Below are 10,763 nucleotides of genomic sequence, written 5' to 3'. Positions count from 1 at the left end.
GCGCAAGCGCAGAAGCGCTCGATCCTGCTGTGGCCAGTACCGGGCTCAGAGCGGGGGGCGCCATGACTACCAGCTCCGGAATTGCGCCGGCGGTGCATACAGGCCGCCCGACCAGGTCACGAGGTCGTCGATACTGCGCGCGGCCAGCAGCGAACGCTTCGCTTCGCCGCGCCGGATGCCGAGATCTTCAGGATACGCAACGATGCCGCGCCGGCGCAGTTCCGCGGTCTTTTCCGGCTTCGCGCGCAGACCGATCGGCGTGACGCCGGCCACGGCGGCGAGCGCCGCACGCCGTTCCTCGATGCCTTCGGCCTTGTGCAGATGCGCGATGCCTTCTTCGGTGACCACATGGCTGACGTCATCGCCGTAGATCATCACCGGCGCGACTGGCATGCCGCTCTTCGCGCCGACAGCCACGGCGTCGAGTTCGTCGACGAAGGTGGGCTCACCGCCCTTCTTGTAGGTCTCGGCGAGCTGCACCACCAGCTTCTGTCCGCGTGAAACCGGCCCCTGATCCTTCAGCAGCTTGAGCCAGGCTTCGCTCGAATGACGGCGGCCGCGTGGATCGTGTCCCATGTTCGGCGCGCCGCCGAAGCCGGCCAGCCGTCCGCGCGTGACGGTGGACGAATTCGCATCCGCATCGATCTGCAGCGTCGAGCCGATAAACAGATCGACACCGTATTGCCCGGCCAACTGGCACAGCACCCGGTTCGAGCGCAGGCTGCCGTCGCGTCCGGTGAAGAAGACGTCGGGACGCGCCTCGATATAGCGCTCCATGCCCACTTCGCTGCCGAAGCAATGCACGCTTTCGACCCAGCCCGATTCGATGGCCGGAATCAAGGTGGGATGCGGATTGAGCGTCCAGTTGCGGCAAATCTTGCCCTTCAGCCCGAGCGCCTGACCGTAGGTGGGCAGCAGCAGTTCGATGGCGGCCGTATCGAAGCCAATGCCGTGATTGAGCGAGCTCACGCCATACGCTTCGTAGATGCCGCGAATCACCATCATCGCGGTCAGCACCTGCAGGTCGCCGATATGGCGTGGATCGCGCGTGAAGAGCGGCTCGACCGCGAACGGCCGGTCGGACTCGACGACGACGTCGACCCACGAACCCGGAATATCGACACGCGGCAGTTCGTCGACGATTTCGTTCACCTGAACGATCACGATGCCATGCCGGAACGCGGTTGCCTCGGCGATGGTGGGGGTGTCCTCGGTGTTCGGCCCGGTGTACAGATTGCCGTGCCGGTCCGCTTTTTCCGCGCACAGCAGCGCGACGTTCGGCGTCAGGTCGACGAACATCCGCGCGTACAACTCGACGTAGGTATAAATCGCCCCGATTTCCAACTGGCCGTCTTCGAGCAGTTGCGCGACACGCAGGCTCTGCGGCCCGGCGAACGCGAAGTCGACCTTGTGCGCGATGCCGCGCTCGAACAGCGTCAGATGCTCAGGACGGCTGATGCTCGAGATCAGGAGATGGACGTCGTGGACTTTTTGCGGATCGGCCTTGGCGAACGAGCGCGACAGAAAATCAGCCTGCTTTTGATTGTCGCCTTCAAGGGCGACCCGGTCGCCGGGGTGGATCAGCGTTTCCAGCGCCTCGACGATGCGCTCCCGGCGCAACACGCCGTCTTCGAGCCACGGCGCGATGGCGGCAAGCCGCCGTGCCTTCTCGTCGCGCAGCGTGGTCCAGCAGCGGGCAGCCTGGGGGGAGGGTTCGGCTTGTGGATTCATCGGCGGATTCAGTTCCCGGTGGATGGAGTGCGCGCGCGCTTCTTACGCGGCCTGCGGCCGTGGGCTTGCGCGGCTTCGGCCTGCGCGCGTTCGGTCAGGAAACGGTGCAGCAGTTCGCCGGTGCCGAGCAGATGCGCGGTCACCAGCGAGCGTGCAGCGGGGATATCGCCGCGACGCACTGCATCGAGCAGCGCCGCGTGTTCGTGATCGGATTCGTCCTTGTACAAGGGCAGGCCGAATTTGAGGCGCAGATAACGCTCGCCGCGGCGATGCAGCGTGGCGATCATCTCTTCTAACTGGGGCCGCGCGGCCGGCGCATACAGGCTCATATGGAACGCCTCGTTGCGGGCCACGTAGAGCGACGGATCCAGCTCGCTCTCGGCGGCGCGGCACAGTTTGTCCGCGTCTTCCAGCGTAGCCGCGGTGTGCCGCGGAATGGCGAGGCCGATGGCCAGGCTTTCGAGCGCCGAGCGAATCTCGTAGATTTCGCGCGCTTCGTCCGCCGACAGTGGCGCGACCGTCGCCCCTTTATGCACCGCGACCTTCGCCCAGCCTTCGCCTTCCAGTTGCCGCAGCGCTTCGCGTACGGGAATCGCGCTGACCGAAAAGTGACGGGCAATCGCGTCCTGCCGCAAAGGCGCGCCGGGCGCCAGCGTGCCTTCGATAATCGCCGCCCGCAGGGCATCCGCGATAACGCGTGACGTGCTGGCCCGCGGCGCGGCCGCTACAGGCAGAAAGGAGGCGTGCGCCGGACTGTCCAGGGGAAAACCATCTGTTGCGTCGTTCATGGTTTCAAATATTATATATGAAAATCGCGTATTGCAAGGGGGCAGACCCGGAGGCCGGTCGGTTCGACGGTTGTTGGGGACGCTCCTTTACGTTCTAGCGTCTTTCTGGCGAAACGCCCGTTTTATCTGCCGCGCGCACGCTAACCCGTTGTCAGGAATACGTATTCCAACCGCAGGGCCGGAGGAGCATGATGAATTCGATCACGGACCGCGCGCAGGCCGCGCGACATCGCACGCCGCTTAACCGCTCGCAGATTGCAGGCTTCTGGGGCGCATGGGCGGGCTGGACACTGGACGGGATGGACTCGTTCATCTACGCACTCGTCCTCACGCCCGCGCTGACTGAACTATTGCCGCGCTCGGGTTACGCGGCGACGCCTGCCAACGTCGGGCTGGCCGGGTCGATCCTGTTTGCGCTGTTTCTGATCGGCTGGGGGCTGTCGTTTATCTGGGGGCCGTTGGCCGACCGCTTCGGGCGCACCAAGGTGCTGGCCGGCACGATCTTCACCTTCGCGATCTTTACGGGACTCTCGGCGACGGCTCACAACGTGTGGGAACTGGCGATCTTCCGTTTCATCGCGGGTGTCGGGATCGGCGGCGAATGGGCGCTGGCGGGCACCTATGTGGCCGAGGCCTGGCCGGAGGATCGCCGCAAGATGGGCGCGGGCTATCTGCAGACCGGTTACTACGCCGGCTTTTTCCTGGCGGCCGCGCTCAATTACACGATCGGCGTGCACTACGGCTGGCGCGCCATGTTCCTGACCGGTGCGGTGCCGGTGGTCGTCGCGATTCTGATTCTGCTGCGCGTCAAGGAGCCGGAGAAATGGCAGAAGGCGGAGGCGCGCACGGTGCACAGCAAGCCGTTGCGCGAGATTCTCGGCCCCGTGTATCGCCGCCGCACCTGGGTGGCGTGCGCGTTGTTGACGATCGCGATTATCGGACTGTGGGCCGGAGCGGTGTACGAACCGTCGGCGGTGATTCAACTTGCGACGCGCGCCGGCATGGCCAAGCCCGATGCAATCCGGACCGCGTCGATTGCTACCGGTTTGCTGTCTATTTCAACGGTGCTCGGTTGCCTCGCATTGCCGCCGCTTGCCGAACGGATCGGGCGTAAAAAGACCCTGGCGATCTATTTCGCGGGGATGGCAGTGGCGATCGTCGGCAGCTTCGGCTGGTCGTTTTATATGCCCAACGGACTGGTGCCGTTTATTTCCTGGCTGTGTGTGCTGGGGTTCTTCGGCGGGAATTTCGCGCTGTTCAGCTTGTGGTTGCCGGAGCAGTTCGAAACCCGCGTGCGGGCAACGGCGTTTGCGTTTTGCACCTCGTTTGGACGCTTCGTCGGCGCCGGTGTGAACTTCCTGCTGGGCGCAGCGGTGCTGAACATGCATACGCTCGGGATTCCGGTTGCGATCACCGCGCTCGCATTCGTCATCGGGCTTTTTATCATTCCGTTTGCGCCGGAGACCAAGGGGGAAGTGTTGCCGCAGTGAGGCAGCGTGATCGCGGTGGGCATCGTCTGTCGGGAGAAGCTGGCCAATTGGCCAGGTGGTGTCCGGCCGCAATACGAGGCATGCTTTGTTCTGGTTTGCCGGTATATCCCATCCAATTGGACCTCTTGATGTGCTGTACGGCTTTCTGTACAATGATTTCCGCACATCGGGCGCCGCCCATGGAGTGGCGGTGAGGCCCATCCGATTGATCGGTGGGCTTCACCGCCACGGGAAATACCGCTAACTTTTTTATGAGGAGCGGCCGGAGGGCAATGCCTTCGGGCCGGAAATCCAGACATGAACGTCCTTACTTACAGCGAGGCCCGTGCCGGCTTTAAGCAAGCGATGGACGACGTATGCCGCGACCACGCGCCCATGCTGATTACCCGGCAGGGCGGAGAACATGTGGTGATGGTTTCGCTCGAAGACTTCAGCGCGATGCAGGAAACCCTGTATCTGTTGAGCTCTCCGAAGAATGCCGAGCGGCTGGCACGTTCTGTCGCCCAGATCAATGCACGCAAGGGCACGCCGCGCAAACTGCTGAAAGATGAACAAACAGAAAGCCCGCAACAAGGAGGCCGTGAGGTCTGATAGCGTCTTTGTCTTCACGGATGAAGCTTGGGAAGACTACTTGCATTGGCAAAAGGTCGACCCTAACGTTTTGCGGAAGATCAACGAACTACTCGAAGAATGTCGGCGTGACCCCTTCAAGGGTTCCGGCAAGCCGGAGCCCCTGGTTGGCAATCTGACGGGTTTCTGGTCACGCCGCGTGTCTCATGCAGATCGTCTGGTCTATCTGCCGCAGGACGGATTGATCTACGTCGCGGCTTGCCGCTTTCACTACGACTAGAGCGAAACCGGGCACGACGCCCGGTTCCACCGGCCGGCTCGGCTCGCTCGGCTACGTCGGCCCGTCCGGTTCTCCCGTCTAACTCGCACCATCACATATGCCGACGCGCCGTCACCGTCAACGGACGTGAGCGCCGCGCTGCAACAGCGACACTAACGGCCAGCCGAGATTGACGCCGAGACTCGCCAGCACGATCAGCACCATGCCGGCCAGTTGCGGCGCGGAGAGGGCGCGCCCGTAAACCAGCGCATCGACGACGATGGCGGTGAGCGGATAGACGAACAGCAGCACGGCGATGATGGGCGTGGTCAGCTTAGGCAGCGCGCCGTAGATCAGCACATAGGACAGGCCGGTATGCAGCACACCCATGCCGACAAGCCAGAACCACTGCGCCGGCCCAATGTGGCCGACCGAAGCCAGCGGCGCAATAAACCCCAGGCACACCACCCCGACCAGACATTGCGCAAGCGTCAGCAGATGCGGGCGCAACTGGCCGAGGCTCTTGGCGATCAACGTCACGCTCGCATACAGCACTGAACCGGCCAGCGCCTCACCGATACCGATCAGATAACTGGCGTGCCCCTGCAGGTTTGCGTTCGCCGTCACGCCCGAGGCCAGCACCAGCCCGATAAACGCGGTCGCGATCCAGCCAAGCCGGTCGCCACCAAGGCGTTCGTGAAAGAGCGCCGCGCCCATCAGGACAACCCAGAACGGCTGCACATGGAACACCACGGTCGCCACTGCGATGCTGGTGCGGTGAATCGCATCGAAGAACCAGACCCACTGGGTCACCATCAACACACCGGAGAGCACCGCGAGCAACACCATGCGCGGCGTAAACCGCTGCGCCCTGAAGAAGCCCTTCCACGCGCAATAGCCCGCCAGCGCCAGAAAACCGAACAGGCAGCGAAAGAACACCATCGTCATCGCGTCGAGCCGCGCTTCCTCGACGAAGATGCCGATCGTCCCCATCAGCAGACCGCCGCTGGCAAGCGTGATGGCGCCCTGTTGACGTGTGGTGAGTGACATGCAAAACGCTCCGTGACGATGACGAAGTCGAGTATCGAGGACTTGCCGGGCGGCGACAAACGAATAAAATTGAGAAATTCGATAAGCCGGGCTTATAAATCATGCACCCAGAATTCGACGTGGATCTGCTGCGCACCTTCGTCGCCGTGGTCGAGACGGGCAGTTTCACGAAGGCCGCGGCCACCGTGCACCGCTCCCAGGCGGCGGTCAGCATGCAGATCAAACGGCTCGAAGGCATGCTCGGCACCACGCTGTTCGCCCGCAATACCCGCAATCTGTCGCTGACGCGGCCGGGCAATACGCTGCTCGAATACGCGCGGCGGGTGATCGATCTGCATGAGGAAGCGTGGTCGGCGATCGTGCGGCCCGAGGTGAGCGGGCGTGTCGTGCTGGGGGCGCCGGACGACTATGTGTCGTCGTTGCTGTCGCCCGTGCTGCGGCGTTTTTCGAACCTGTATCCGCATGTGGAGATCGAGATTGTCTGCGCGCAAAGCACGGCGCTCGCGCCGATGCTGGCCGACAACAAGATCGATCTTGCGTTTGTTACGCGCGACCGCAAGCTGCGCGGCGAATACGTGCGCAGCGAGCCGATGGTGTGGGTAGGGGCGTCGGAGGATACGCCGGTACTGGCGGCGTCGCCGTTGCCGGTGGGGTTGTACGAACCGGGCTGCGTGGCCCGCGCCCATACGCTTGCCGCGCTCGACGCCGCGCGGATTCGCTACCGCGCGGCCTATAGCAGCGCCAGCTTGCTCGGGCTCGTCGCGACCGTGGATGCGGGCTTGGCGGTGATTGCCCTGACTCGCTGCAGCGTCCCAACGCGCCTGGCCATATTGGGGGACGCTCAGGGATTACCGAAGATCGAGCCGCTGGAGATCGTGGTGGCGCGCAGCGCCAAATCGGATCGCCCGACTTGCGACTACCTCGCGGCTCAGATGATTCAGGATTTGTCGGTGCGCTCGCAGCCGCGCGCCTCGGCGGCTGCGGCGGCCGCAGCGTCGTCCGCTTTGCCGCGCGACGAACGCGCGTCCGGGATTCAGCCGCGCGCGTAAGCCGTCACGTCGCCGTCGATCGAGAGCCTGACGCGCTCGCCCGGGTGCGGCGTGCGATAGCCCGGCACGCGGGCACGCACCACCGTCTGTGCCGCCGACTGCAATTGCAGTGCGACGCCTGCGTCCTGCCCCTGGAAGATCACGTCCTGCACGATCGCATCGAACGAGGCCGTGCCGTCCGGGGTGGTTTCGTCCGCGCGCCACAGGCGGATCTGTTCGGGGCGCACCATTACATCGACCGCGCCGTCCCGCGCGGGCGCCGACAACGTCAGTTCGCCCAGTTCGCAGGTCACGCGTTCGCGTGCGGCTACGCCTTGCAACAACACCGCTTCGCCGATGAACGATGCGAGCTCGCGCGTCACCGGCCGCCGGTAGATGATCTCCGGCGTGGCGGTCTGGATCAGCTTGCCTTGCCACAGCACCGCGACTTCATGGCCGAGCGAGAGCGCCTCGGATTGATCGTGCGTCACCAGCACCGCGGTGGCGCCGGCCGCCGCCAGCGCGCTGGCCACCGCCTGGCGGGTTTCGAGGCGCAGCGCCGCGTCGAGCGAGGAGAACGGCTCATCGAGCATCACCAGCGTGGGGGATGGCGCAAGCGCCCGTGCCAACGCCACCCGTTGCTGCTGCCCGCCGGAAAGCTGCTGCGGCGCGCGGTCCGCGAACGAAGCCGGCAAGCCGACCAGTTCGAGCAGTTCGGCGACCCGATGGCGGGCGCGCCGCAGCGTGCGCGGCAGGCCAAACACAATGTTGTCCGCCACCGACAGATGCGGAAACAGCGCGCCTTCCTGCGGCACATAACCGATGCGGCGCCGTTCCGACGGCACGTGCAGCGCGTCGCCGGCGACCCGCCGGCCATCGATTTCCACGCTGCCGCGGTCGGCGCGTTCGAAGCCGCACAGCACGCGCAGCAAGGTGGTTTTGCCGCTGCCGGACGGACCGAGCAGGGCGAGCAGCGTGCCGCGCTCGACGGACAGATCGATGCCGTGCAGCACCGGGTTGCCGTCGAACGATTTATGCAGGCCGCAAATACGAAGTTCGCTCATGAGAATCCGAGGGGATGGCGGTAAGTTCGACGCAGTCCTAGCTGCGCTCGCCGAGCAGCGCCGAGCGGCCGAGCAGCGCAAACAGCAGGCCCGAGGCGCACAGCGAGATGCCGGTGAGCAGCGCCGCGTAGGGCGCGGCGGCGGCAAACGCCATAGTAGACGTATCGGACCAGACCTGGGTGGCGAGCGTCTGGGTCCCAATAGGGGAGAGTAACAAGGTGGCGTTGAGTTCGGTGACGACCGAGATGAACACCATCGAGGCCGCCGCGCCCAGACCCGGACCGGCGAGCGGCAGCAGCACGCGCGTGAGCGTCTGGCCCCAGCCGAGCCCGAGCGCTCGCGCGGTCTCTTCGAGACGCGGCTGCGCCTGCATTAGCGCGGCGCGCACGCTGACCAGAGCGAGCGGCAGGAACAGGATCGAGTAGGTGATGATCAGCAGCGTGGCGCTTTGATAGAGCGGCTGCAGCGCATGCACGGCGAGCGAGACGATGGCGAGCGCGATGACGAGGCCGGGGATGCCTTGCGCCAGGAACACGGTGCGTTCGAACAGCGTCGCGAGACGGCCCGGATAGCGCACCAGCAGGAACGCGAGCGGCACGGCCAGCAGGGTGGTCAGGACGGCGGCCCCAAGGCCGAAGCCGAGCGACGAAAGCGTTGCACTGAACAGCAGTTCGGGCGAGACATCGGCCGGGGTGACGGCCGCCGCGCCCGGCTGCGTGAGCCAGTAGCCGATCATGCCGAGCGGCACGCCGAGCGTGGCGATGGTCAGCGCGGCAAAGCCCGCGACCACCAGCCAGCGCCACACACCCAGGTCATAACGCAGCACGGCGCGACGTGTGCCGCGATCGACGCGTTCATAACGCGCCGCGCCGCGCACGCGGAATTCGAAGGCCAGCACGACGAGACACATCAGGATCAGCAGGCACGCGAGCAGCGAGGCGCCAGGGCCATCGAAGCTGGTGCGGTATTCGGCGTAGATTTCGGTCGTGAAAGTACGAAAGCGCAGCAGTGTGAAGGCGCCGAATTCGGACATCACGCCAAGCGCCACCAGCAGCATGCCGCCCAGCAAAGCGGGGCGCAGTTGCGGCAGGATCACGCGCAGGAAAGTGCTCCAGCGGCCGCAGCCGAGCGAGCGGGCGCTTTCTTCGAGCGCCGGGTCCATGCTGCGCAAGGCAGCCGCGACCGGCAAATAGACCAGCGGAAAATAGGCGGACGTAATGACCAGCAACGCGCCATTGAAGTCCTGCAGATCGAGACTGAACGATACCCACGCATAGCTCGTGATAAACGCCGGCATCGCGAGCGGCGCGGCCATCGCCACGGCCCAGAAGCGGCGGCCGGGCAGGTGGGTGCGTTCGACAAACCACGCCGCCGCCGTGCCCAGCACAGCCGAGGCGAGCGTGGCCGACACCGTGATCATCAGCGTGTTGACGAGCAACTCGCCAACCAGTGGCCGGAACACCAGCTCGGCCGCTTCGGCCAGACCGAAGCTCGCTGCACGCCACACCGTGAAAGCGAGCGGCAGCAACACCAGCAGCGCGCTCGCCGCCGCCGCCGCAAACAGACCACCCGGCGCGCGCTTGCGGGCACGCGCCGGTTCAGAAGCAACAGCCGGCGCAGCGGCTGACACGGCATCGCTCATTTACAGCAGTCCGGCCTGACGCAGAAGCTTGCCGGCCTGGCTGTCGTCGCCGAGCTGCTGCACCGTCAGTGCCGGCGGGTTCAGCTCGTTGAACGGCTTGAGGATCGGGTCCGGCGCGACGCCGCTATGCAGCGGATACTCGAAGTCGACATGGCCCTTCGCCATCAGCGTCTGGGCGCGTTCGCTGACCAGATAGGCCAGGAATTTCTGCGCGCCGTCCTGGTTGTGCGCGGACTTCAGCACCGCTGCGCCCGAGACGTTGACGAGTGCGCCGGCATCGCCGTTGCCGAAGTGATAGAGCGCGCTACGGGTGCCCTTGTCGCCGATTTCCGCATTCAGACGCGCCCAGTAGTAGTTGTTGATGATGCCGGTTGCGACCGCGCCGCGATTCACTGCAGCCACCACGCCTTCATCGTCGTCGAAGATCTGCGAGTTGGTCTTCAGGCCCTTCAGCCACTCCAGCGTCTGCGCTTCGCCCTTCAGCGCGATCACGGCGCTCACGAGCGGCAGGAAGTCGCTGTCGCTCGGGGCGACGCCGACCTTGCCTTTCCATTGCGGCTTGGCCAGATCGAACAGCGATTGCGGCAACTGGTCCGGCTTGACCTTGGCCGTGTTGTAGGCCAGCACGTTTTCACGCGCGGTCACGCCGACCCACACGCCGCTCGGCGAATCGAAGCGTGCCGGGATGGTCGCCAAGGTCGACGCGTCCACCTTGCCGAGCAGGCCCTTTTCTTCCAGCAGCATCAGTTCCGGCGAGTTTTCCGTGAAGTACACGTCGGCAGGCGAGGCGCCGCCTTCGGCGACGAGTTGGGCCGCCAGTGCCGGACCTTCGCCGGTACGGATCTTCACCGAGATGCCGGTCTGGCTCTCGAAGTCCTTTGCGAGCGCGTTGACGACCTGCTCGTGCTGCGCGCTATACAGCGTGATCGAGGCAGCGTGGGCGGCGAGCGGTGCTGCGCCCAGCGTCGCCAACAGAAGAGCCGCCGCGCCGCTGATGGTGCGGACACGGTTGCCAAGCCAGGAATGAGTCATGATCCAGAATTCCTTTTGTGATGGTATCGATCTTTGTCATGCGCGGCGCGCCACGAACGACACCTTGCGGGTGCCGGTCGCGGCGCCTGTCCTACGTTTTCCGCGCGTC

10 protein-coding genes are annotated in these 10,763 nt (G+C 65.0%); 4 read left to right on the top strand and 6 right to left on the bottom strand.

Annotated features, from left to right (window positions below):
• Positions 1-66 precede the first annotated feature (66 nt).
• Together mdcA and AC1ECK_RS24725 are read right to left on the bottom strand one after the other, a co-directional pair.
• Positions 67-1,731, bottom strand: coding sequence for a malonate decarboxylase subunit alpha (gene mdcA, locus AC1ECK_RS24730; RefSeq protein WP_480323743.1), 1,665 nt, complete (start codon positions 1,729-1,731; stop codon positions 67-69).
• An 8-nt stretch (positions 1,732-1,739) separates the two neighbouring features.
• Complete coding sequence (locus AC1ECK_RS24725; protein WP_480323741.1) at positions 1,740-2,519, bottom strand: GntR family transcriptional regulator; 780 nt, start codon at positions 2,517-2,519, stop codon at positions 1,740-1,742.
• Between the two features lie 191 nt (positions 2,520-2,710).
• On the opposite strand from AC1ECK_RS24725, the gene AC1ECK_RS24720 reads away from it, so the two are divergent.
• From AC1ECK_RS24720 to AC1ECK_RS24710, 3 genes are all read left to right on the top strand, one after another.
• Positions 2,711-4,009, top strand: coding sequence for an MFS transporter (locus AC1ECK_RS24720; RefSeq protein WP_480323788.1), 1,299 nt, complete (start codon positions 2,711-2,713; stop codon positions 4,007-4,009).
• Positions 4,010-4,306: 297 nt separating this feature from the next.
• Entirely contained in the window at positions 4,307-4,600 is a 294-nt protein-coding gene (locus AC1ECK_RS24715; protein WP_480323739.1) for a type II toxin-antitoxin system Phd/YefM family antitoxin, read from the top strand.
• Entirely contained in the window at positions 4,557-4,859 is a 303-nt protein-coding gene (locus AC1ECK_RS24710) for a Txe/YoeB family addiction module toxin (RefSeq protein ID WP_480323737.1), read from the top strand. The genes AC1ECK_RS24715 and AC1ECK_RS24710 overlap by 44 nt, the downstream gene beginning before the upstream one ends.
• Before the next feature lie 117 nt (positions 4,860-4,976).
• On the opposite strand, the gene AC1ECK_RS24705 is transcribed toward AC1ECK_RS24710, so the two are convergent.
• On the bottom strand, positions 4,977-5,888 hold the full coding sequence (locus AC1ECK_RS24705) for a DMT family transporter (RefSeq protein WP_480323735.1): 912 nt from the start codon (positions 5,886-5,888) through the stop codon (positions 4,977-4,979).
• A 101-nt stretch (positions 5,889-5,989) separates the two neighbouring features.
• On the opposite strand from AC1ECK_RS24705, the gene AC1ECK_RS24700 reads away from it, so the two are divergent.
• A complete protein-coding gene (locus AC1ECK_RS24700; protein ID WP_480323733.1) occupies positions 5,990-6,937 on the top strand; it encodes a LysR substrate-binding domain-containing protein in 948 nt (315 codons plus the stop codon).
• Here AC1ECK_RS24700 and AC1ECK_RS24695 read toward each other — a convergent pair.
• Genes AC1ECK_RS24695 through AC1ECK_RS24685 form a run of 3 tightly spaced genes read right to left on the bottom strand, consistent with a single transcriptional unit; the run spans position 6,922 to position 10,654 of the window.
• Complete coding sequence (locus AC1ECK_RS24695; RefSeq protein WP_480323731.1) at positions 6,922-7,980, bottom strand: ABC transporter ATP-binding protein; 1,059 nt, start codon at positions 7,978-7,980, stop codon at positions 6,922-6,924. The genes AC1ECK_RS24700 and AC1ECK_RS24695 overlap by 16 nt on opposite strands.
• A 37-nt stretch (positions 7,981-8,017) precedes the next feature.
• Positions 8,018-9,622, bottom strand: coding sequence for an ABC transporter permease (locus AC1ECK_RS24690; RefSeq protein ID WP_480323729.1), 1,605 nt, complete (start codon positions 9,620-9,622; stop codon positions 8,018-8,020).
• Positions 9,623-10,654 (bottom strand): iron ABC transporter substrate-binding protein, encoded by a 1,032-nt coding sequence (locus AC1ECK_RS24685; RefSeq protein WP_480323727.1) that lies wholly within the window; start codon positions 10,652-10,654, stop codon positions 9,623-9,625.
• Positions 10,655-10,763 lie beyond the last annotated feature (109 nt).

The sequence above is a fragment of the Paraburkholderia sp. SSBN10T genome (assembly GCF_056619545.1).
The sequence above is the reverse complement of the archived record's forward strand: the minus strand, read 5'-3'. Positions and strand labels throughout refer to the sequence as shown.

Excerpts from the sequence above, each read along its gene's own strand:
- AC1ECK_RS24685 (WP_480323727.1), bottom strand. The coding sequence starts at position 10,654 with ATGACTCATTCCTGGCTTGGCAACCGTGTCCGCACCATCAGCGGCGCG.
- AC1ECK_RS24720 (WP_480323788.1), top strand. The coding sequence starts at position 2,711 with ATGAATTCGATCACGGACCGCGCGCAGGCCGCGCGACATCGCACGCCG.
- AC1ECK_RS24715 (WP_480323739.1), top strand. The coding sequence starts at position 4,307 with ATGAACGTCCTTACTTACAGCGAGGCCCGTGCCGGCTTTAAGCAAGCG.
- mdcA (WP_480323743.1), bottom strand. The coding sequence starts at position 1,731 with ATGAATCCACAAGCCGAACCCTCCCCCCAGGCTGCCCGCTGCTGGACC.
- AC1ECK_RS24690 (WP_480323729.1), bottom strand. The coding sequence starts at position 9,622 with ATGAGCGATGCCGTGTCAGCCGCTGCGCCGGCTGTTGCTTCTGAACCG.
- AC1ECK_RS24705 (WP_480323735.1), bottom strand. The coding sequence starts at position 5,888 with ATGTCACTCACCACACGTCAACAGGGCGCCATCACGCTTGCCAGCGGC.
- AC1ECK_RS24695 (WP_480323731.1), bottom strand. The coding sequence starts at position 7,980 with ATGAGCGAACTTCGTATTTGCGGCCTGCATAAATCGTTCGACGGCAAC.
- AC1ECK_RS24725 (WP_480323741.1), bottom strand. The coding sequence starts at position 2,519 with ATGAACGACGCAACAGATGGTTTTCCCCTGGACAGTCCGGCGCACGCC.
- AC1ECK_RS24710 (WP_480323737.1), top strand. The coding sequence starts at position 4,557 with ATGAACAAACAGAAAGCCCGCAACAAGGAGGCCGTGAGGTCTGATAGC.
- AC1ECK_RS24700 (WP_480323733.1), top strand. The coding sequence starts at position 5,990 with ATGCACCCAGAATTCGACGTGGATCTGCTGCGCACCTTCGTCGCCGTG.